The organism is Lentzea sp. NPDC036949 (assembly GCF_055608075.1).
In genome coordinates, this window is record NZ_JBVJRA010000015.1 from 62,307 (window position 1) to 84,173 (window position 21,867).

17 protein-coding genes and 1 pseudogene are annotated in these 21,867 nt (G+C 71.3%); 7 read left to right on the forward strand and 11 right to left on the reverse strand.

The genetic code is table 11. The features are described from left to right. Positions 1–22: 22 nt before the first annotated feature. The 4 genes and pseudogenes from ACZ7CD_RS33245 to ACZ7CD_RS33260 form a co-directional block, all read right to left on the reverse strand. Positions 23–407: pseudogene (locus ACZ7CD_RS33245) on the reverse strand (discoidin domain-containing protein); the annotation flags it as partial. Positions 408–618: 211 nt separating this feature from the next. Then, positions 619–1,749 carry a cytochrome P450 gene (locus ACZ7CD_RS33250; protein ID WP_470380470.1) on the reverse strand — a complete coding sequence of 377 codons (1,131 nt, stop codon included), beginning with the start codon at positions 1,747–1,749 and terminating at the stop codon, positions 619–621. Positions 1,750–2,125: 376 nt separating this feature from the next. Further along, the gene (locus ACZ7CD_RS33255) at positions 2,126–2,866 is read right to left on the reverse strand and encodes a glycine-rich domain-containing protein (protein WP_360388410.1); all 741 of its coding nucleotides are present in this window, start codon (positions 2,864–2,866) and stop codon (positions 2,126–2,128) included. A 205-nt stretch (positions 2,867–3,071) separates the two neighbouring features. After that, positions 3,072–3,272: a hypothetical protein gene (locus tag ACZ7CD_RS33260; RefSeq protein ID WP_470371969.1), complete on the reverse strand. Its 201-nt coding sequence runs from the start codon at positions 3,270–3,272 to the stop codon at positions 3,072–3,074. A 39-nt stretch (positions 3,273–3,311) separates the two neighbouring features. On the opposite strand from ACZ7CD_RS33260, the gene ACZ7CD_RS33265 reads away from it, so the two are divergent. Beyond that, positions 3,312–4,463: a histidine decarboxylase gene (locus ACZ7CD_RS33265; RefSeq protein ID WP_360388414.1), complete on the forward strand. Its 1,152-nt coding sequence runs from the start codon at positions 3,312–3,314 to the stop codon at positions 4,461–4,463. Between the two features lie 10 nt (positions 4,464–4,473). Here the strand turns inward: ACZ7CD_RS33265 and ACZ7CD_RS33270 are convergent, their stop codons facing one another. Genes ACZ7CD_RS33270 through ACZ7CD_RS33280 form a run of 3 tightly spaced genes read right to left on the reverse strand, consistent with a single transcriptional unit; the run spans position 4,474 to position 7,690 of the window. Continuing rightward, positions 4,474–4,959, reverse strand: a complete 486-nt coding sequence (locus ACZ7CD_RS33270) for a phenolic acid decarboxylase (RefSeq protein WP_360388417.1) — start codon at positions 4,957–4,959, stop codon at positions 4,474–4,476. A 5-nt stretch (positions 4,960–4,964) separates the two neighbouring features. Further along, entirely contained in the window at positions 4,965–6,152 is a 1,188-nt protein-coding gene (locus tag ACZ7CD_RS33275) for a carboxylate-amine ligase (RefSeq protein WP_360388420.1), read from the reverse strand. Then, positions 6,149–7,690, reverse strand: coding sequence for an HAL/PAL/TAL family ammonia-lyase (locus ACZ7CD_RS33280; RefSeq protein WP_470371970.1), 1,542 nt, complete (start codon positions 7,688–7,690; stop codon positions 6,149–6,151). Before ACZ7CD_RS33280 ends, ACZ7CD_RS33275 begins: the two co-directional genes overlap by 4 nt. Positions 7,691–8,032: 342 nt before the next feature. Between ACZ7CD_RS33280 and ACZ7CD_RS33285 the strand changes: the two genes are divergently transcribed. The 5 genes from ACZ7CD_RS33285 to ACZ7CD_RS33305 all read left to right on the forward strand — a co-directional run bounded on the left by ACZ7CD_RS33285 (position 8,033) and on the right by ACZ7CD_RS33305 (position 16,464). After that, positions 8,033–9,259 (forward strand): metal-dependent hydrolase family protein, encoded by a 1,227-nt coding sequence (locus ACZ7CD_RS33285; RefSeq protein ID WP_470380471.1) that lies wholly within the window; start codon positions 8,033–8,035, stop codon positions 9,257–9,259. A gap of 273 nt (positions 9,260–9,532) precedes the next feature. Then, complete coding sequence (locus ACZ7CD_RS33290; RefSeq protein WP_470380472.1) at positions 9,533–10,600, forward strand: acyltransferase domain-containing protein; 1,068 nt, start codon at positions 9,533–9,535, stop codon at positions 10,598–10,600. A 4-nt stretch (positions 10,601–10,604) separates the two neighbouring features. Further along, entirely contained in the window at positions 10,605–12,848 is a 2,244-nt protein-coding gene (locus ACZ7CD_RS33295) for a beta-ketoacyl synthase N-terminal-like domain-containing protein (protein ID WP_470380473.1), read from the forward strand. Further along, positions 12,845–15,253, forward strand: coding sequence for an SDR family NAD(P)-dependent oxidoreductase (locus tag ACZ7CD_RS33300; RefSeq protein ID WP_470380474.1), 2,409 nt, complete (start codon positions 12,845–12,847; stop codon positions 15,251–15,253). The genes ACZ7CD_RS33295 and ACZ7CD_RS33300 overlap by 4 nt, the downstream gene beginning before the upstream one ends. Continuing rightward, positions 15,250–16,464, forward strand: a complete 1,215-nt coding sequence (locus ACZ7CD_RS33305; RefSeq protein ID WP_470380475.1) for a cytochrome P450 — start codon at positions 15,250–15,252, stop codon at positions 16,462–16,464. Before ACZ7CD_RS33300 ends, ACZ7CD_RS33305 begins: the two co-directional genes overlap by 4 nt. Before the next feature lie 37 nt (positions 16,465–16,501). Here the strand turns inward: ACZ7CD_RS33305 and ACZ7CD_RS33310 are convergent, their stop codons facing one another. From ACZ7CD_RS33310 to ACZ7CD_RS33325, 4 genes are all read right to left on the reverse strand, one after another. After that, positions 16,502–17,677, reverse strand: coding sequence for a winged helix DNA-binding domain-containing protein (locus ACZ7CD_RS33310; protein ID WP_470380476.1), 1,176 nt, complete (start codon positions 17,675–17,677; stop codon positions 16,502–16,504). Beyond that, on the reverse strand, positions 17,674–18,726 hold the full coding sequence (locus tag ACZ7CD_RS33315; RefSeq protein ID WP_470376170.1) for an aldo/keto reductase: 1,053 nt from the start codon (positions 18,724–18,726) through the stop codon (positions 17,674–17,676). The genes ACZ7CD_RS33310 and ACZ7CD_RS33315 overlap by 4 nt, the downstream gene beginning before the upstream one ends. A gap of 144 nt (positions 18,727–18,870) precedes the next feature. Beyond that, positions 18,871–19,497 (reverse strand): DJ-1/PfpI family protein, encoded by a 627-nt coding sequence (locus tag ACZ7CD_RS33320; protein ID WP_360388445.1) that lies wholly within the window; start codon positions 19,495–19,497, stop codon positions 18,871–18,873. A gap of 97 nt (positions 19,498–19,594) precedes the next feature. After that, entirely contained in the window at positions 19,595–20,578 is a 984-nt protein-coding gene (locus tag ACZ7CD_RS33325) for a GlxA family transcriptional regulator (protein WP_470380508.1), read from the reverse strand. A gap of 191 nt (positions 20,579–20,769) precedes the next feature. Between ACZ7CD_RS33325 and ACZ7CD_RS33330 the strand changes: the two genes are divergently transcribed. After that, positions 20,770–21,855 (forward strand): sporulation protein, encoded by a 1,086-nt coding sequence (locus ACZ7CD_RS33330; protein WP_470380477.1) that lies wholly within the window; start codon positions 20,770–20,772, stop codon positions 21,853–21,855. Positions 21,856–21,867 lie beyond the last annotated feature (12 nt).

Sequence of the window (21,867 nt, forward strand, 5' to 3'; positions counted from 1 at the left end):
TCGAGTGGACCCGGACGTACCGGCCGGTGCCGCTGACGTCGAAGCCCTGCCGGCCGCCGGTGCCACCGGTGACCGAGCGGACCGGCGTCCACGCGTCACCGGTGGCGGAGACCTGGATCTCGAACGCCGTGGCGTAGGCACCCTCAGTCGAGCTCGACGCGGGTGATGGACGAGGACGCGCCGAGGTCGACCCGCAGCCACTGCGGGTCGCTCCACGCGCTGGACCAGCGGGTGCCGGCGTCACCGTCGACAGCAGCGGATGCCGGGGTGCCCGCGCCCTCCGCCGACGAGGCGGTGGCGGGTTTTCCCTGGGACAGCAGTGAGGGTGCGGCGCTGACCGGGCCCGGCACTACTGCGAGTCCTACGAGTACGGCGATGACTGTGCCGATGGAGCGGAGGCGGGACATTGCGTCTCCTGCAGGGTCGACTGGGGACGAGAGATGCGGGAGAGCGCTCTCACAGCCCCTGCCGACGAATGTTACGAACGCAGGTCAGCGATGTCAACGAGCCCTCTTGACACTTCCCGGCGCCCAGCGGAACGCTGTTTGGGAGAGCGCTCTCCAGTCATCGTCCGCGTGAGCAGGAGGACAGGCGACCAAGAACTTCGACAACACCGATTCACCGGGGACGCGGAACCAGGGCCACACGCAGGCGGTGCGGTGCGTTCAGGACACCTCGCAGCGGCTTGGGCGTCTGGCGCGGCAGGACGTGGTGACCTGCGAGGACCGCGGCGAGGACGACGGTGAGTTCGGCGGTGGCCAGGTGGGAGCCGGGGCAGAAGCGGTGCCCCAGCCCGAAGGGCAGGTAGGAGCCAGGGGAAGGGCGCGGAGCGGAGGTCCACCGGTGGGGGTCGAACCGGTCCGGGTCGAGGTGGACTGCCGGGTCGCGGTGGTTGAGGTACGGGCTGAACAGCACCTCGGCGCCGGCCGGGAAGCCGGGGACGGGGGCGTCCAGGACGCGCCGCAGCTGCCAGATCGGCGGGTGCAGGCGCAGGGTTTCCCTGACGACCGCCCGGCACAGGGGCAGGTCAGCGGCGCCAGGGTCCGGAAGTGCGGTGGCTTCGTCGCGGATCTTCCGCTGGAGATCGGGACACCGGGACAGCTCGTGCAGCGCCCACGCCAAGGCGGCGGCGGGAACGTGGTGGCTGGACAGCAGCATGGCCCGCACCGCCAGCGTGGTGCTCCGCTCGTCCAGTCCCGCGGCGGCCAGGTCAGCGACGAGTCCTCTGGCCGGCGTTCGGTCGCGCAGGTGGGTGCGCAGGGCGGTGTACGTGGCGAGCTGCCTGCGCGGCAACCGGCGGGACACGGGGAAACGGGTCCGCTGCGCGGCCGACAGCTCGTTCCCGACGAGGGCGGTGATGGCCGGCGCCGGTTCGCCCAGGACGTAGTGGGTGTTGACCGCCGCCATCAGGCGGGTGGCTTCGGCCATCGCGTCGATGCTCGTCATCGACGCCCACCCGGTGACGGCCCGTCGGGCGTACGAGCCGGTGGTCGGCTCGAACCGGGCAGCGGCAGCCGCGGTCAGTCCTGGGCGCATGGCGCGGCGGGCCGCCATCCACCGCTCCAGGCCGTCCTCGCCCCAGGAGATGACATCCGCGCCCTGCTCGGTCCTGGCGGTCAGGGCGTGCCGGCTCGCCAGCAGGCGCTCGGTGGTGGCGGGATCGGTCACCAGCCACGTACCGGGCCGCAGCTCGACCACGCCACCCCCGGACCGCGCCACGGCGGTCAACGCCTGCCGCGGGTCTCTCACGCGGACGGCTCCCGGTCCGGGTCGCCCGAGCGGGCGGTCCGGAAACAGGACCGGATCACACCGCCGGGTAGGCGTAGTAACCGGGCTTGGCGAAGCGACGACGGACAATCCTCTTCAGCAGTTTCACCAGACCACTCCTCACCTCGGGAACACCCAGTGTTCTCGGGCGATTACCCGCAGTCAACAGGCTGGCGTTGCGACAAACGAGGCACTGCGGTGTTCCGCCCGAACTGTCCGACCGAGTGGGCGCAGGCGGCGGCACGGAGCTCAACTCTCAGGCACCTGCCTACCGCACCGGACCTGATCAGTCAGGTCTGCCACTGACCCCACACCGGCGAGGAGGGAGGGTCAGCGGCCTCGTCCGGACAGAGCCGGATCAGTACCTGAGGACGACGCAGCCGTTGCTGCCGACGTCGCCGGTGAACCCGTTGAACACACCGCCGTTGGCGCCGTTGCCCCCTCGTCCGGTGCCGGCCGCGCATTCGGCGGGCACCGTCGAACCGGGCGCACCGCCTGGACCTCCGCCGCTGCTCAGCACACCGTTGCCTCCGGTGGCTCCAGCAGCGCCGGGGGTTGTGGTGACCACCGTGCCGCTGCAGCTCGCCGAGCTGCTCCCGTTGCCCCCGACCCCGCCGGTGTTGTCGCCGAGGGAACCTTGCCCGCCTTGACCGCCGCCACCGTTGGCCCGCACGGTCGTGCCGATGGTGATGCCGGAGCTCCCGCCGGACGCGCCGGCCTTGGCCTGGTAGACGCCCTCGCGCGGACCGCCTCCGGTGCCCCCCGCACCGACCGAGATCTTCAGGACGGCACCCGCGGTGACGGCCAGCGTGCAGGTCGCGTTCGCCCCGCCTCCGCCGCCGCCACCACCGGGTCCGGGCACGGGGAAGAACCCCCAACCACTGCCACCGCCCCCGCCGCCTGCCCCGACGACGTGCACGGTGACGGCGGTGACTCCGGCCGGCACGGTGAAGGTGAAGTTGCCGGGGTTGGTGTAGGTGTTGACCAAGGCCGCGTGAGCGGGCGCCGGCGCGGTCAACGGCAGCAACAACGCTGTCAGCGCCGCTGCTGCCAGCCCTCTTCGGGTGAACGAGCGGCCGGCTGAGTCGACAGGTGACATGAATCCTCCAAAGATTGCAAGTGGCGGTGTTCATTCGTACTCGGAACACACTGGGAACAACAGGTTCGATTAGGTGAAGCTCGCACCCCGGTGTCGATCTATTCCAATTTCCGGCGAAAGTCGAGATCCCACCTCGATCGCGAACGAAGAAGGGCGCGGAACGGCTCGGACCAGAAGTGGACACCCCGGCTGGGACAGTGCCTGGTCAGCGGTTCACCCGCGAGGAGCAACGGGTCGCCCATTCCTCGCCGCGGCGCCGCAGGTGTGTGAAGCCGCGTCCGTGAACGGGCGGATCGAATTTCACCTGTTTCGCGCTGACGGTGGCCGTCGTCTGCCCGGCATGATGGAACACGGTCCATGTCGGAAACGACATCGTCTGCCGCCGCAGGGCGAGCGCGGGCAGCACGGCGGTGACGACGGTGCTCCTGCCCAATAGGTGGTCTTCGTGTTCTCACCGGAAGAACTGCGGATCCCGGTGCACGGCGACGCCCGCCGAGGCGCGGACGTCGAACTGTTGCAGCGCTTCGCGGCCTCGGTCCAAGAGCGTTCCCGGCACATGACCGGTTTTCCGGTCAACCTGGAGTTCGACTACGGCCCGTTGGCCCCGTTCCTGTCGATGCACCTCAACAACGCGGGCAGCCCTGACCAGGCGAGCGAGTACGGGCTCGACACCAAGCCGTTCGAACAGGCGGTGATGACGTTCTTCGTCGAGCTCGCCGGCGGGTCACCGGACGAGGTGTTCGGTCACCTGGCGCACGGCGGGACGGAGGCGAACCTGTTCGCGGCCTACGTGGCGCGTGAGCGGTACCCGGACGGCGTGCTGTTCGCCTCGCGCGAGGCGCACTACTCCATGCCGAAGATCGCGAAGCTCCTGCGCATGCCCTACGTGGCGGTGGACGTCGACGAGCGCGGCGTGCTGGATCTCGCCGCGCTCGGGCACGAGATCGGCAGCAGAGGCGTGCCGGCGGTCGTGGTCGCCACCATCGGCACCACCGGCAGGAGCGCTGTCGACGACATCCCCGGCATCCGGCGGGCCGCCACCGACGCGGGGGTGGACCGGGTGTTCGTCCACTCCGACGCGGCGTTCGGCGGGCCGCTCGCCGAGTTCGGTCGACCACGCCGCCCCTGGTCGTTCCCCGACGGCGCGGACAGCGTGTCGATCAGCGGCCACAAGATCATCGGGTCGCCCCTGCCCAGCAGTGCGGTCCTCGTGCGCGAGGTGGACGCGGACGCGATCCGCAGGCCGGGGGTGGCGGTGGGCAGCGACGACGACACGATCGGCGGGTCCCGGGACGCGCTGTCGCCGTTGCTGCTGTGGTATGCCTTGCGCGGACTGGGACGCGACGGGCTCGCCGAACGGGTCCGGCACTGCCTGGAGGTCACCGAGCACGCGGTCCGGCGCCTGGGGGAAGCGGGGCTCAACCCGACCCGCTTCCCCGGCGGCAACGTCGTGCTGTTCGACCGTCCCGAGGACGAGGCCATGAGCGCCTGGCACCTGCTCGACGTGGACGGGCGCGCGCACCTGTCCGTCATGCCCCACGTCACCACCGAGCTCATCGACCAGCTCTGCGCGGACCTGACCGGTCAGCGCGCCTGAGCCGGCCGGTTCACCGCGTGCGGTCGGCGTACCCGTCGGGCAGGTCCTCGGGTGCGCGGTCGATCACGGTGTCGTCGTCGGTGTCCCGCTGGTCGACGAAGGTGATCCGCGCGGCCTCGTCGACCACCTCGACCGGGTAGGTGGGTCCGGCGTCGCGGAGGGCGGTCATCCGGTCGAGGTGGTCGTTCTGGAAGCACGCGGTCTCGGCGGGGTCGTCCCACACCCAGCGGGGGAAGAAGATCGCGCCGTGCAACTGGCGGTGCTCCAGGTCGACGACCAGGGCGACCGAGGTGCCGGTGGGTTCGGTCCAGGACACGGTGTGGGCGCCGGAGTCGAGGCGGGTGATGTGGACGGCCTGGTCCTTGACCCACCGGCCGCCGACGGGCCCGCTGTGGATGCGGTAGTCGATGCCGGTGGCGTTCTTGACGTACAACTCGTACCGCCATCCGCTGTCGTAGGTGTAGATCAGGTGCTTTCCGAGCAGGGCGTCGTTCACGTCGCTCACCTCCTGAGTGGTGTCACCGGTCCGGCCGGTGGCGGTGTCCCACCTTCCGCGTCCCGGACGAGCAGGTCGAGCGCGCCGGGCACGCCGTGCAGAACAGCGGCCAGGCGCTGCCGCATGGCCCCGTTGCCGCCGGTGAGCACCGCGTGGAGCAGCGTGCGCACCTCGTCGAGGTCACCGGTCGCGGCCAGTGCGTCCTCGACGTGCCGGAACAGGCGGGACACCATCGCGCCCGGTGCTGTGCGCGTGCCGCTCCACGGGTCCACGGCCGGGCCGTCGAGGCCGTGTCGAGCGGCCGCCCACAACGCGTCGCCCAGCACGGTGTCCCCGAGGCGGCGGGCCTCCCGGCCGGCGTCCAGCTCGCCCAGCGCGGTGCGCACGAGACCGCGGACCAGAGCAGCGTGGAGCACCGCCTCGTCGGTCGTGGCCGTGGTGTCGGCGACCCTGACCTCCACGGTGGGCAGGTGGTCGGACAGGCGGGCCAGGCGCAGGCCGCCGTGGTCGGGGGGCAGCAGCCCGCACTCCCGCAGGCGGGCCAGGTCGGCGTCGTACTCGGCGGTCGAACCGAACCACGGCGGGATGCCGGAGGCCGGCAGGCGGGTCAGCACCATCATCCGCCAGCTGTGGAACCCACTGTCCCGGCCTCGCCGGAAGGGTGAGTTGGCGGTGAGCGCCAGCAGCGTCGGCAACCACGGTGCCAGGTGGTTGAGCACGGCGACGCCGATCTCGCGGTCGCCGAGCCCGATGTGGACGTGGCAGCCGCAGATCTCCTGGTCGGCCAGGGCCCCGGCGTAGGTCTCGCTCATCCACCCGTAGTGGCCGTCGCACCGGGGAGGCGCGGTCTCGGCGCCGAACAGCGGGTGTCCCGAGGGCACCAGCTCCAGGCCCAGTGACCGGGCCGACCGTCGCAGCGCGGCGCGGTTGCGGGTGAGCTCGTCGCGCACCTGCGCGAGGTCGGAGCAGATTCCGGTGGTCGCCTCGACCTGGGTGTCCCACAGCTCGTGCACCACGCGGCTCTCACCGGGCAGGTCCGCGGGAGGCACACCGGCCAGCACCGCTGCGGCGTCGCCGACCGGCAGCCGGGAACCGCGGCTCACCAGGAGGAACTCCTCCTCCACGCCCATCGTCACGCCGGTGCCCTCCGGCAGGCCGGTCGACGCGCCGAGAGCGCTGTGGCCGGCGTTCACCGCTCACCGGTCCGCATGACGGCCCCGGTGCGCAGCAGTCGTGCGACGACGCTGACGTCACCTCCCACGCCGCGGTCGTCCTCGACCGGCGGCACGTGTTCGCGGACGAGGTCGCGCACGGCTTTCGTGGCGGGCGCGGCCCGGTCGGCGCCGCGGAGGTCCAACGCCTGGCAGGAGGCCAGCAGGTGGACCGCGGCGATGTTCTCCACCAGCTCCACCACGGTGTGCGCGTCGCGGGCGGCGATGGTGCCCATGCTGACCTTGTCCTGGTTGTGGCACTCGGTGGAACGGGAGAAGGCGGTGGCGGGCATGGTGTTCTTCAGCGCTTCGGCCGCCAGGGCGGAGCAGGTGATCTGGGCGGCTTTGAAACCGTGGCGCAGCCCGGCGTGCGGGTCGTCGTCGTCCACGCGGGGAATGAGGTTCGGGGTCAGGTCGCGGTTGTACTGCTCGTCCACCAGCAGCGCGACCTGCCGGTCCAGCAGGTCGCCGATGGACGCCGTCACCACCTTGAGCGAGTCCATCGCCTGGCCGACGTGGCCCGCGTAGAAGTTGCCGCCGCTGTACGCCTGGCCCGTGCGCGTGTCGAACAGCGGGTTGTCGTCCACCGAATTGATCTCCACCTCCAGCCAGCGGCCGACCCAGTCGAGGGTGTCGCGCAACACCCCGATCACCTGCGGGGCGCACCGCAGGCTGTACGGCTCCTGGATCGGCTGGTCCAGCTCCTCGTAGTCGCCGTCGACCTGGTCGTCATCGCCCAGGGACGCGGGGTGGTCCTCGACCAGGCCGGACCGGTCCAGCAGCGACAGCAGGGCTTCAGCGCTCGCCCGCTGCCCCGGGTGCGGCTTGTGCTCGTGGATCACGGGGTCGTAGTGGCTGCGGTCGGCGTCGAGGGCTTCGCAGGCCATCGCCGTGCACACCTCGGCGGCGTGGGCCAGGCGGGTGGCGCGCTGCAGCGCGACGACCGCGAAGGCCGAGGAGAACGACGTGCCGTTGATCAGCGCCAGCACCTCCTTGGGCTCCGGCTCCCACGGCGTCAACCCGCACTCCCGCAGCGCTTCGGACGCCGGTCGCCGTTCACCCCCGACCACCACCTCGCCCCGGCCCAGCAGGACGTTCGCGATGTAGCACAACGGCGTCAGGTCACCGCTCGCGCCGACCGAACCGCGCTGGGGCACAACGGGAACCAGGTCGTTCTCCAGACAGGACAGCAGCAGCTCGACCAGGCCGCGCCGGACCCCGGAGGCGCCCTTGGCCAAGCAGTTGGCCCGGATCAGCATCGCCGCCCGCACCACCTCCGGCGGGGTCTGCGGACCGACCCCCGCCAAGTGGTACTCGGCCAGGCCCAGTTGCAGCTCCACCGCCTTGTCCGCGGACACCACCCGGCGCGCGCTGTCACCGAAACCGGTGGTCACCCCGTACAGGGGTTGTCCGGCCTCGACCAGTTCCCCGCGCAGCGCCGCGCTGCCGTCGACCCGCTCGGCCGCCCCGTCGGACAGCCGTATCCCGCCGCGGAGCTCACGGGAGGCGACCTCTGCCACCGTTCGCGGGTCGAGAGAATCCTCGCCCAAGATCAATGACCGGTCTCCGGCCGTCGTGTCCTCCACCGTCGTCCTCCACGGTATTCACGCGTATTCGATTTCGCTCGGAATTCAACCGCACAGTTCCCTTAATTGGTGATGCCCGCACGGGAAGCCCGCTAATCCACCACGGAGCACCTCATTCATTGGTAAGATCGAAATGGAGGGAAACCCGTCACTCGAACAGGCGCAGGAGCCTACGGTCAGCAGCAACACGTCCACCGGTACTGCGCTTTCCGGGTGCGGATTACCACAAAAGAGTGGCCCTGCGACCAGTCGACCGGTGAAAGTGAAGGGCAATCGATGTCAATCGCGACGAACCCCTTGATCGTGGTCGCCGACCGGTTCTGGGACGGGATCGCCGACCGTCCTTCCGGGCGGACCTCGGTGCTCGTCGCAGGAGGCCGCGTGGAGGAGGTCGGCCCGACGCGGACGCGGGGGGCGGAGGTGGTCGACCTGGGCGATCGCACCCTGGTTCCGGGGTTCATCGACTGCCACGTCCACGTCGTGCCCGACCTGCCACCCGACACCTCCGTCAGTGCGCAGACCCTGGCGGCACTGACGTCGTTGCGGACCCTGCTGCACAACGGCTTCACGACGGTGCGCGACCTCGGGTGCGCACCCCCGTCCGTCACCGTCGACCTGAAGCAAGCGCAGCGCGAAGGGGTCGTCGACGGTCCGCGCATGATCGTGGCGCCCCGCATCATCTCCGGCAGAGGTGGCCACGGCGACAAGTCCGCCGGGTTGGGCGAACGCTTCGGCGTCGAACTGGGCGCCCTCGCTGACGGCGTCGACGAGGTCGTCCAGGCCGTCCGCGTCGAAGCACGGCAGGGCGCGGACTGGATCAAGTTCGCCGGCACCGGCGGATTCGGCTCCGAACACGACGACCCCGAACTGGTCACCTACTCCCAGGCGGAAGTCGACGCCCTCGTCACCACCGCGCGCGACCTCGGGATGCCCACCGCTGTCCACGCGTTCAACGACGAAGGCGTCCTGCGCGCCGCCCACGCCGGCGTCCGCTCCGTCGAACACGCCTCACTCGCCACCCCTTCCACGCTCACCGTGCTCGCGGACAAGGGCATCTGGCTCGTCCCCACCCAGTTCGTCACCGTCGAATGCCTGCGCCACCTCGACGACGACGACTTCTGGACTGACAAGCCGGACCACCTCAGAGACACCTTCCGCACGCACGCCGACCGCCTGCACCAGTGCGCCACCCATCCCGCCGGCTCAGCGGCCCGGATCGCGTTCGGCTCCGACGCCAGCGTCCTGCCCCACCGCGACAACTGGCGCGAGTTCCCCACCATGGTCTCCAACGGCATCAGCGAGCTGCGCGCGCTCCGCGCCGCTACCTCCGAAGCCGCCGCGCTGCTCGCCACCCCCGACCGCGGCACCATCCGCCCCGGCGCGCTCGCCGACCTCGTCGCGATGCCCGGCAACCCCTTCGAGGACATCGGCTGCACCGGGAACGTCGACTTCGTCATGCAGAACGGTCACATCAAGCGGCACGCCCATCCGGATGTTCGGTGAGGCACGCCGGAACGGGTCGTTCCATCGAATGGGACGGCTCGTGGAAGGCGAAGTCCTGGTGCCATACCGTCCAGCGGGACAGGTCAGCTTCGATCCGCACAGCAGCGCAGAGGTTCGACATGACGGGATTCCATGAAGACCGCGTTCGTCTTTCCCGGCCTCGGATCGCTCTTCACTGATCCGTTCGCCCACTACGCAGCAGGTCGACGGCACGCGGCCGAGCTCGCGAGCCGGATCGACGCCGTGACGGCTGACCTCGGGTGGCCGTCCGTCTTGAGCGAGCCCGAGCCCACGGCGTGGAGCCCGTTGAGCGAGATGCAGACCTACCACGCACAACTGAGCTGTCACCGGGTGCTCCTGGAGGAGTTCGGGCTTCGCCCGGACGTCCTGCTCGGACACAGCCTCGGTGAGATCACCGCGATGGTCGCCGCGGAGGGCATCACCGTCGAGGACGGCGCCCGCCTGTTGTGCGAACGCGCCAAAGCGTTGCAGGCACACGCAAACGCCGATGCCGCCACCGCGGCGTTCATGCTGTCGTCCCGCCAAGCGGCAGCGGTCGTGGCAGGTGCCAGGAGCGTCGTGGTCGCCGCGGTGAACAGCCCGACGCAGGTGATCCTCTCCGGCCCGGCGGAAGAGGTCGAACGGCTGGCGCACCACGCCCGTGCGCAGGGCACCACGGTGACCGCACTGCGCGCGGGACCCTACGCCCAGCACCACGTCACGCTCGGCCCCGCGTTCGAACGGTACCTGGAGTCCGTGCGTGGAATCCGGTCAGCTCCTCTGAAAACGGCCGTGTGGTCGCCTGTGCTGGGGCGAGCACTGGGGGCCGACGACGACCTCGTCCTGCTCGCCGCGCTCCAGATGGTGCGGCCGCTGGACTTCTGCCACGCCGTCACGGAGCTGAGCTCGGAGGGGGTGGCGGAGTTCGTGGAATGCGGCCTGAAGGACACGCTGACCCGGCTCGTCTCCGAGACCCTCGGCAGCAGGGCGCGGGTGTGGGCGCCGTTCAGGAAACGCGTGACCGAGACCGATGTCCGACAGTTGACCACTCTTCTCACCAGCCCCAGGGAGTCAGCCATGACCAGCTCAGACGACGTGGTGACCACCTACCTGCGCGAAAGCTACGCTGCCGCGCTCGAGATCCCGGAGGACATGGTCACCCCGGATGTCGACCTCGAAGCCGAGTTCGGCCTGGACTCCCTCCAGCACCACCTCGTGCTGGTCAAGGCCCAGCAGCGGTGGTCGGTCGAGCTCGGTCAGGTCGAGTCGCCCGCGACCATCACCGTCCGCACGGTGGCCCAGCTGCTGAAAGACGCCGGTGCGGCGCGGGAAACGGCTTGATCCGATGCACGCCGACCAGGTCTGCGTCGTCGCCGCCGGTGTCGTGACGCCGGGTTGCGACGACGTCGAGGAGTTGTGGAGGCGCGCGCAGGACGGCCCTCTCGTGTTCGGGCCCTCCGCCCGGTTCCGCGGGCTCGAGTCGTTGGCGCGGTTGACCCACAGCGACACGGGTGAGCCGTACGAGCTCCGGTTCGGCGAGGTTCCGGCGGCGCCGGGGGACGACGCCGGCGACCTCCAGGTGTCCTGGCTGCGTCGTGCGCTGCATCAATGCGTCACGACCACGTCGCCCGGTCCGACCGGCCGCACCGGTCTGTTCCTCGCCTCGTCCACGGACACGAGCTACGAGATGGACCTCGCGCTCGCCGCGGACGCCCTCGCCGCCCAGACCGCGGCACGGCTGCCGGGAGACCGGCGCGACGCGATCAGGCGGAAGCTCGCGCAAGCGGACCCCTGCGCGCACCGCGGACACACCGAGTTCCTCCCCCACCACCAGGCCGTCCGCGCCGCGAAGGGACTGCTGCCTCCCGACACGCACGTGCTCGTCTCCGACAACATCTGCCCGTCGGCGCTGTACTCGGTGGACCTCGGCGTCAGACACCTGCTGGACGGCGAGGTGGACGTCGCGTTCTGCGGTGGCGTGAGCTCACACGGACCGTTGCGCCAGGTGTACTTCGGCGAGATGGGCACGCTGTCGCGCACGGGACAGCTGCGCGCCTTCGACGCGGCGGCGGACGGCACGGTGTTCTCCGAAGGCGCCGGCGTCGTCGCGCTCAAGCGGATGAGCGACGCCCTGCGGGACGACGACACGGTGCTCGCGGTGCTCGCCGGGTTCGGCGCGGCGTGCGACGGCAAGAGCAAAGCGATCTTCGCACCGAGCCAGGAGGGCCAGACCCGTGCGATGACGCGGGCCAGAGATGTCAACGGCGTCGTCGGCGCCGAGGTCTCGTGGATCATCGGGCACGGGACCGCGACCCTGGCAGGGGACGCGACGGAGTTGCGCTCCATCGCCGCCGCCCACGCCGGTGGCACGCCGTGGGTCACGGGGAACAAGGCGATGCTCGGCCACACCGGCATGGCCTGCGGGATCGTCTCGCTGATCCAGGCCGCGATCGGCCTGCACCGGTCGACGGTGCCCCGGCAGCCCAACCACGCGTCGCTGCCGGAGTACGCCCGCTCCCTTTCCGTCCGGGTGCCGTCGGCACCGGTGCCGCTGGCGGCGGAGGAACGGTCGTTCGTCGGGGTCTTCGCCTGTGGACTCGGTGGCATCAACGGACATCAGCTGCTCTGCCCGCCCGGGACGCAGACCCGTGCCGTGCGGTCCGCTCCGCCCGCGTCCTGCGACGAGCTGGTGCTGGTGCGGTGGAGCGCGTTGCTGCCGGGCAAGCCGGAGGACGAGTCGGTCGCGCACCGGCTGTCCCGAGGCGACGATCCCGCCGACACGACCCGGTTCGAGGCCCCGTACCCGCTTCCTCCGTTCGCGAGCTCGTTGATCGTGCCCAAGGTCGCGGCTCAGCTGGACATGAGTCAGCTGCTCGCGGCCGAACTGGCGGGCCGGCTGGCCGGATCGGGGGACGACACACCGTGGTGGCAGGGACTTGAGGAACGCACGGGTGTCTTCGGCGCCCGGTACGGCGTCAGCAGGTCGGCTGTCGAGTCCACCGTGCGGTGCCTGGGTGACGGGCTCGCGGAGACGTTGGACGGCGAGGAGAAGGCGGCTGCGGAGCAGTACCTGCGAGAGCTCCGCGACCGCAGCCGGGCCATCGGCCCGTACAGCCTGGTCGGACGCATGTCGTCCATCGCACTCGGGTGGATCAGCAACCGGAGGAACCTGCGCGGGCCGACGATGATGGTCGACGCCGGAGGGGCGTCAGGGCTCGCCGCCGTGCACACCGCCGGCTGCTACCTGCGCCGGGGCGACATCGATCTCGCGCTGGTGATGGCGTGGAACACCGATGCCTTCGGCAGCACCGGCTCGGTCGTCAGCGAGGGCGGGGAGAGCGCCGAGGGTGCGTTCGCGGTGGCGCTCGCCCGTCCCGAAACCGCTGCCGCCCGTGGCTGGCGGGTGCTCGCACGCGTGCGAACCGAACTGACGCCCGCATCCGCGGCGGCACCGCCACGCCGGAGCAAGAGCTACCTCGCCGCGGACGGGGTGCTCGACGTCATCCGGAGCGTCGTGCGGGACACCCTGCCTCAACGGTTCTCCGCGGAGTCCGGCCCGACCGTCCACGTGCTCCCACCGCTGCCATGACGGCCACGGACGCGGTGGAGACGACTGTGCGGCCGTACGACCTCCGCTTGGTGCCACGTCCCGCTGTGGCCCGCTTCCCCGAACGCGATCCGCTGCCCGCCGGAGCGCTGGTGCTCACCGACGACGCGGAGATCGCGGACCAGGTGCGCGCCATCGCGGCGCACGAGGTGACGGTCGTGCTCGTGCCGGACGCCGCGGCCACCTGGGACGAGGAGGCGGTGACGAACCTCGTCACCTCGCCGGGACCGGTCAGCGACCGGCTGTGCGTGATCACGTCCCTGCGCGGTGCCGCGTGGCCCGACGCGCCACGTCCGGGCCTCCTCGCCCTGCAGGAGGCGACCTTCGTCGCGTTGAAGCAGCGCGCCGACCCGGCTCACGAGAACTCGTCGGTCGCGCTCCTCGTGCTCGACCGTTTCGACGGCGGAACACCACATCCGCACTGCGCGCTGCTGACCGGGATGGCGAAGTCGGTCGCGTGGGAGCTGCCGGCGGCGCACGTGCTCGCCGTGGTCACCGACGACGTCGGCCTCGCTGCCGCGTTGGCACGGTTTCGCGCGGAGTCCGGGTGCGGCAGAGGCCTGCCCGTCGCCTACTACCGGACCGGGTCGGCCCCGGCGGTCAGGTGGGAGGAACGACTTCTCCCGCTCGAAGAGCCGTCACCTGCCGTCGAGGACCCAGCCGTCACCGGCCCCGTCGTGGTCGCGGTGGGCGGCGCACGTGGCATCACCGCACGGTGCTTGGAGGCGATGAGCCCTCCGCCGTCGGTGCTGTGGCTGCTCGGCAGCACCGAACTGGACACCATGGCTGCCGAGTCCGCGGAGATCGGTGACCTGAGCAGCGCCGACTACGTGCGCAGGAGGCGCCACGAGGACCCAGATGCCCACATCGGTGGCCTGCGGGCGACCTACGACCGTTGCCGCAGGTCGCGGGAGGCGCGTGCGACCATCGCCGCCCTGCGCGACCGGATCGGGGCGGACCGGGTGCACTACCTGGGGTGCGACGTGACGGACCCCGCCGCGGTCCGGCGCGCGGCGGCGGTGATCACCGCGACGACGCCCCGCATCGACCTGGTGCTGAACGGCGCGGGGATCAGCGGCGCCCGCAGGCTGAGGGCCAAGGACCTCTCGACGTTCCGACGGGTGCGTGACACCAAGGTCATGGGCTACCACAACCTCAGGGCGGCGTTCCGCGACCCCGCACCGCTCGCGTGGTGCCACTTCAGCTCCGTCGCCGGCGCGTTCGGCCTGCCCGGCGAGATCGACTACGGACCGGCCAACGACGTGCTCAACGCGGCTGCCCGGTACGAGTCCGGCCGCAGCTCGGGCGCCGAGTGCGCGATCGGCTGGAGCCTGTGGGGTGAGTCCGGGCTGGGGCCACGAAGCGGTTTCACCGACTACACGGCGAAGACCGGGCAGCTCGGCCTGATCAGCGACGCCGAGGGACAGCGGATCTTCACCACGCTGGTGCCGGCGAACCGCCTCGGGCGGCACGCGGCACCGGTCCTGCTGGGCGAAGCGGAGTGGCGGCTGGCGGGATCGCGGTTCCCCGGCCTCGTGGGCGACGGCGCCGGACTCCCCTACGTGGGCAGCCCGTCCCACACCGACCGGGACGACACCGTCTGGCGACTTGACCTCTCGCGGCACGAACACCTGCGGGGCCACGTGCGGCAGTCGCGCGCGCTCGTGCCGGGTGCGCTCGTGCTGGAGCTCGCGGCCGCCGTCACCGGCCACCTCACCGGCGGCGCTGTCGTGGACAGGTTCCGGGACGTCCGCTTCGAGGCTCCCATCGCCGTCGACCCCCAGGTTGCGGAGTACACCCTGGCCGCGTCGTTCACGCCGGCGGGTCCGGATGCCGGCGTCGTGCGCGTCACCGTCCGATCGCACCTCAGGGCCGGACACCGCAGCCGCCGTGTCCACCACGTCGAGGTTCTGGTTCCGGTCGGCGGCACCACCGACAGCACCGTCACGCCTGCCCGGCCCCGTCAGCTCAGCGTCCGGCGCGCGCCGGCGACGATGTCCATGTCGGGCCTGTTCGACCAGGTTCGCGACCTCAGGTTCACGACCGGCACGACCTCGGCTCGCTGGGAACCCCCGCTCCCGGACGGCGAGTTCTTCGCCGCGCACCGGACACCGTGGCTGCTCGTCGACGCCCTGTTGCAGACCGCCTGCGCCATCGACACCCCGCACCGGTACGCGACGCCCCACTCGATCGCCGAGCTGAGGCTGCACACCGGGCACAACGACCTCGCGTTGGCAGCACAGGCGAAGAACGGCATCCACCTGCACGTGACGCATGTGGACGGTGTTGCCGACGGTGTTGCCGACGGCATCGCCGGCACGGCCGACGGCAGTCCACTCGTGACACTGTCCGGACTCGTGCTGAGCGGACGGGACGGCATGCCGTGACCAGTCCTCACGACGTGCTGCTGCGGCTGCTGTCCCCCGAGGGGCGGACCGCGCCCTACCGCCACTACCGCGAGCTGGTCGAACACTGGCCGGTGCTGCCGATCACCCCTCAGCGCCTGCTCGTCACCGGCTACCGGGAGTGCGTGGACGTCCTGGTGAACCCGAGGCTCTTCCCCGTACCCGACCGCCACTACGCCGACCGGCTGTGGCCCACCTGGTACACGGTCCCGTCGACCGATCTGCTCTACCGCAGCCTGCTCTTCCGCAACGCACCCGACAACCAACCCGCCCGCCGCCTCATCGCGCGCTTCTTCGCCCCCGACCAGGTCGAGCGGATGCGCCCGATGATCACGCGGCACGCCGGCGCCGGCACAGCGCCGTTCGGCGAGGGCGACGGCCTGGTGGACGCCGCCCGGTCGTTCACGACCATCCCCGACTCCGTGATGGGCGAACTGCTCGGTCTGCCGCGGCACGACGGCGAACGAGTGGCCGGCTGGCTCGACAGGTTCCTGGAACGCAACGAGATGCACCCGCCGGACAAGGCGCTCGCAGCCGCCGAAGAGGCATCTTCACACCTCGTCGACCACATCACGAACACGGTCCTGGCGAAGCGGGGAAGCGAAGCTCCGCTCGTCCGTTCGCTCAGGGAGCACAGCCAGATCGACGAGCGGGACCTCGTCAGCAACCTGGTGTTCCTGCTCGGCGCGGGCACCGCGACCACCGCGTCGCTGCTCGGCAGCGGCCTGCGTCAGCTCGCGGCGCACAACGACCTGTTGCCGGGTCTGCGCGACGACGACGCACTGCTGAGGTCGTTCGTCCTGGAGGCACTGCGGTACGACCCTCCTGTCCAGTACGGCGTCAGGGTCGCGGCGCAGGACACCGAACTGGCCGGTGTCCCCGTCGCCCGCGACAGCGTGGTGCTCGTGTGCTTCGGTGCGCTCGGCCGGGATCCCGGCAGGTTCGGTGATCCGGACTCGTTCGTGGCGGACCGGTTCCTCACGCCGGACACCGGGCCACGCGACGTCCTGTCGTTCGGGCTGGGCGCGCACCGGTGCGCTGGAGCCGAGTTGGGACTCGTCACCGCTGAGGTCGCGTTCCGGCAGCTGGCGCTGCGGGTGGACGCGATCAGGGAGGCCGAGCAGCCCCAGCGCCAGGCGCGTGCCGTGGTCCGCCGGCACACCCGGCTCGTCGTCGACGTCACCCGGCGGTGAGCCGTGCAGCCGATCCCCGCCGAGACGTCCTCGGCGGTCATGCCGCCAGCTCGCGCTCCAGCGGAGTGCGCATCCGCGGTGTCACCCGGACCCCGCCCAGCCAGGTCGCACAGCGGCCGGCTGCCTCCTCCACCAGCTCCCGTTCGTCCGACGACACGTCTTCCAGCAGCCGGTGCACGACCTCGCCGCTCGCGCGCTGCGCCCAGCCGCCCACGACGCGGCCGTTCACCCAGACCGTCGGGCCGATGTTGCCCGCGCGGTCGAACAGCGCCGCCCGGTGCTCACCCAGGAACCAGTCGCGGTCCTGCCAGCCCATCGACGTCGGGTCCATGCTCGGCAGCAACGCCGCCCACGGCTCCGGCACGGGCACCGGGTCCAGGTCGTCGGCCAGCACCAGCCCCGGCACGCCCGCCAGATCGACCTCCGCCGTCGCCACCCCGGCCAGGGCGCTCCTGGTCTGGCTGACCGTCCAGCCCGTCCACCACCGCAGGTCCGACACCGGCGCCGGACCGTACGCGCGCAACCACAACCGTGCCAGCTCCGTCCGCGCCGCGTCGGGCTCCCACGACCGCAGGCCGTCCGGAACCCAGTCCCGCAAGGGGTGCCAGACGTACTGCGTGCTCAGCCACGTGCCGCGTGGACGGCCGCGGACGATCCGGCCGTCCGCCGCCAGCTGGAACAACACCCGGCTGGTGACGTTGCTGATCGCCTCGTACGGCTTGCCCTCGAACATCCGCAGTTGCTGGCGCAGCCGTGGCTCTTCATCGGCCAGTTGCGTCGCTGTCGCCGACCCGAGCCTGTGCAGAGCGGCCTCGACGGCGGTTTCGACCTCGGTCAGCCACGTCGCCGGTTCCGGCACGTTCTCCGGGTGTCCCTGCTGCCCGAGTTCTCTCTCCAGCAGCCGCCGTTGCTTCGTCGCGACGTCGGCGGAACAACCGTGCTGCACCAGAGCTGCGGTGTCGAGGTCTGTCACGAACATCGTGCGGCGCATCCCGAGCAGCCGCAAGCAGGTGCGCTCCTGGTACAGCGCGTGCTCGACCTCCGCAACGGCCGGGCGCATGAGCCGTGCGGCCGCTGAGAGGTACACCGTCGCGGGATCGGTGGCGTGCAGCGCGACGACGCCCTCGATGGCCTCCTGGACTGTGGTCGCGGCCGTGGCCAGGTGGTGCCGGACACCGAGACGAGCCCGGCGTTGTCCGACGTCGACCTTCACTGCGGAGACCGTTGCCGTGCGGCGCGGGTGGCAACAGGGCGACGGCGGAGATGAGGGTGAGCGACTGGCGGGGTGACGTAGGCGACGTCCATGGGCCCCACATCAGTGCCCGGCGGCACGATCTCGTCGATGCGGTCGAGCACGTCGTCGCCGAGCAGGGTGTCGGCTCCCGCGATCAGGTCGTCGAGCTGGTCCAGGGTGCGCGGGCCGATGATCGCGGACGTGACCGCGGGGTGGGCGGTCACGAAGGCCAGTGCGAGGTGGGGCAACGACACCCCGGCCTCCTCCGCGACCTGTGCGAGTGCTTCGACGGCGTCGAGCTTGCGTTCGTCGGTCAGGTGCTTCCCGGCCCAGTGCAGGCGGCCGGCCGAGGCGGTCTCGGCGCTGCCCTTGCGCAGACGGCCTCCGAGCAGGCCCATCGCCAGCGGGCTCCACACCACGACGCCCAGTCCGTAGCGCTCGCACACCGGGAGCACCTCGCGTTCGATCCCGCGGTTGAGGATCGAGTAGTGCGGCTGCTCCGAGCGGAAGCGGGCCAGCCCGCGCCGCTCGGCCACCCACTGGGCCTCGACGATCTCCGCGGCGGGCAGGTTGGAGTGCCCGATGGCGCGGACCTTGCCCGCTCGCAGCAGGTCGGTCAGCGCGGCGAGCGTCTCCTCGACGTCGGTGCCGGGTTCGGGGTGGTGGACCTGGTGGAGGTCGATGTGGTCGACCCCGAGGCGGCGCAGCGATCCTTCGACGGCGGAGACGATCCAGCGGCGGGAGCTGCCGCGCTGGTTGGGGTCGGTGCCCATGGCGCCGTTGAACTTGGTGGCCAGCACGACCTCGTCGCGGCGGCCGCGCAGGGCCTTCCCGAGGATCGTCTCCGACTCCCCGTCGGGGCCGTAGACGTCGGCGGTGTCGACGACGTTGATGCCGGCGTCAAGGGCGCGGTGCACGATGCGGACGCACTCGTCCTGGTCCGGGTTGCCGTACGAGTTGAGCAGCATCGTGCCCAGCGCGTAGGGACTGACCTGGATGCCGGTGCGGCCGAGCGGACGGGTTCGCATGACTGTTCTCCTGCGTTGACTGCGAGTGGACTTCGTCCCCGGACGCTTCCGATGACAAGGGCACTGTGTCGCAAGTACCGGTCAGCGTTCGTCCTCTACTCGTGCCCACCGGCATGTCAACGGCGGTGATCCGCCGGAGGTGGGTCAGCTCGACATCATCCGCATCGCGTTCTCGACCACGGCCGCGGGAGCGGAGTCCACCGAACCCGCGTCGTAGGGCGGCTCCGGCGCGTACTCGATGATGAGCTGCACCGTCTGCGCCACGTCGTCGCCCGCGATCAGACCGGCCAGGGTCAACGCCATGTCGATGCCGGCGGACACGCCGGCCGCGGTCGCGTAGTGACCGTCGACGACCACCCGCTCCTTCGAAGGAGTCACACCGAACTCGGCGAGCTGGTCGAGCCCGCCCCAGTGGGTCGTTGCCCTGCGTCCGCCGAGCAGTCCGGCACCCGCGAGCAGGAAGGTGCCGGTGCAGACGGCCGTCGTCCACCTGCTCGTCCGGTCGGTCGTGCGCAGCCACTCCAGCAAGGCGTGGTTGGACATCTGCTCCACCTGGCCCGGGCCTCCGCCGACGAGAACGACGTCGGGTGCCGTGACATCGGCCAGGGTGGCGACGACGTCGATCGACAGGCTCTTCAGGTCGTTGACCACCAGGCCCGGCTTCTCGGCCACGAAGACGACCTCGGTGTCGGGAAGGCGGCCAAGGACCTCGTAGGGCCCGAGGACGTCCAAGGAGGTGAAGCCGGGGTAGAGCACGATGGCGACCTGCATGTCGGAACCCTTCAGTCAGACGATGTGGGCAACGGTAGATCCGGTCGGTCGCCGTGCCCATGTCGTGCACCCCAACGAATCTGCCATCCGTCCCGGATCAGGCCCGGCTGCGCCGGTACTCCGTGGGCGACACGCCGAGCTCGCGCAGGAACGCGCGGCGCATCCCTTCCTGCGTCCCGTACCCGCACCGGCGCGCGATCCGCAGCACCCCTTCCCCGGTGTCCGCCAGCATGCGTTGCGCGGCCTCCAGCCGGATGAGGTCCACGAAGCGGCCCGGTGTCACGCCGGCCTGCTCGGCGAACGCGCGAGCGAACTGACGTGGCGACAGCCCGGCCCTGCCCGCCAGCGCCGGAACGGACAGGTCCGCCGCGAGGTTCGCGGTGGCCCAGTGCTGGACGTCCCGAAGCGGGTCGGAGTACGCGGCCTGGGCCGACAGCTGCGCGCTGAACTGGGCCTGGTTCCCCGGCCTGCGCAGGAACACCACCAGCAGACGGGCGATCTCGTGGGCCACCGCGCGGCCGAAGTCCTCCTCGACCAGGGCGATGGCGAGGTCCACACCCGCGGTGACACCCGCCGACGTGTAGAACGGGCCGTCCTGGACGAAGATCGGTTCGGTCTCCACCCGCACCCGCGGGTGCTTGTCGGCGAGGTGACCGCAGGACTCCCAGTGCGTCGTGGCCCGTCTCCCGTCCAGGAGACCGGCCTCGGCCAGGAGCCACGCCCCCGTGCACACCGACACCACTCGTCGCGAACCGGGAGCCCGCTCACGCAGCCACGCGACGAGCCGCTCGTCGACGTCCCCCACGCCGGGACCGCCCGGCACCAGGAGCAGGTCCGGGGTGTCGGCAGCGGCGAGGTCGAGGTCCGGGACCACCCGCAGGCCGCCGGCCGCGCGGATCGTTCCGCCGCCCAGTGAGGCCGTGCGGACGACGTAGGGCGGGGTGTCCGCTGTTCCGACGCAACGCGCTGCCAACGAGAACACGTCCAGAGGACCCGCGACGTCAAGGGGTTGCACGCCGTCGAACAGGACGACGAGCACCGAGTGGGTGCGTGTTGTGGCAACGCCGCGACGATCGTCCATCACACCGCCGAGGCTACCGAGGACAGGTTCAGCCTCGGCGGGACGTGGCCCACCCCGCCGATCGGCGGGGTCAGGTCCAGCCGGGTAGCGGGGTGTTCCGGACGTCCGGCAGCTGTGCACGGTCCGACGGGCTCACGAAGCTGGGACACGGCAACAGGTTCGACCCGTTCGTCCCAGGAGGAGAGCTTCTCATGTTCAATCGGATGCTGAGCGCCTTCGGCATCGGTGGCCCGTCCGTCGACACCGTGCTGGACTCGCCGCACGCCGTGCCCGGTCAGCCCGTCACCGGGCAGGTGCGCATCCAGGGCGGCAGTGCCGACGCCGACATCGGCCAGGTCGTGCTGTCGCTGGTGGCGCAGGTCGAGCGGGGTGGGTTCGCCTTCGCCCGCGACGACGAGCACGGTGGCGCGGAGTTCTTCCGGGCGGTGGTGCAGCAGGGTGTGCGGGTGCCCGCGGGGCAGCTGGTGGCGGTGCCGTTCCAGCTGGAGCTGCCGTGGGAGACGCCGATCACCGCGGTCGGCGGTGCTGCGCTGCCCGGGATGGGGGTGGGGCTGCGGACCGAGCTCGTCGTCGCGGGTGCGCCCGACAAGGGTGATCTCGACCCGGTCCTGGTCGGTCCGCTGCCGTCGCAGAACAAGGTGCTGGACGCGGTCGGGCAGCTCGGGTTCTCGTTCCGCGGTGCGGGTGTGGAGAACGGGCGGTTGCCCGGTGTGCCGCACGAGCTCGGCTTCTACCAGGAGCTGGAGTTCTTCCCGCCGGGGCGGTTCGCGGGCCGGGTGAGCCAGGTCGAGCTGACCTTCGTCGCCACCGCGCACGAGCTGCACGTGGTGCTCGAAGCCGACCGGCGGCGGGGCGGGTTCTCGATCGGCGGCGACACCTCCGGGCACCTGCGGGTCTCCCACCAGGAAGCGCTGGTCACCGACTGGGTGGCCGCGATCAGCGGCTGGTTGGCGCAGGTCGCCGAGCGCGGGGCGAACCCGGCGTTCGGTGGTGGCGCCCAGAACCCCGCCTTCGGTGGTGCGCAGAACCCCGCGTTCAGCGGGCAACCCGGGCACCACCCCGCCTTCGGCACCCCGACCGGGTACGGCGGGCAGCAGGGCTACCGCGGCCGTGGTCACGACGACGACCACCACTACCACCAGCAGGACCAGCGGCGCGGAGCCGGCATGGGCGGCATGCTCGCCGCCGGTGCCGCCGGTGCCGCGGGCGGTGTGCTCGGCGGCATGGCGTTGAGCGGCATGGCCGAGGAGTTCTTCGGCGACGACGACGAGGGATGACCGTCCACTGCG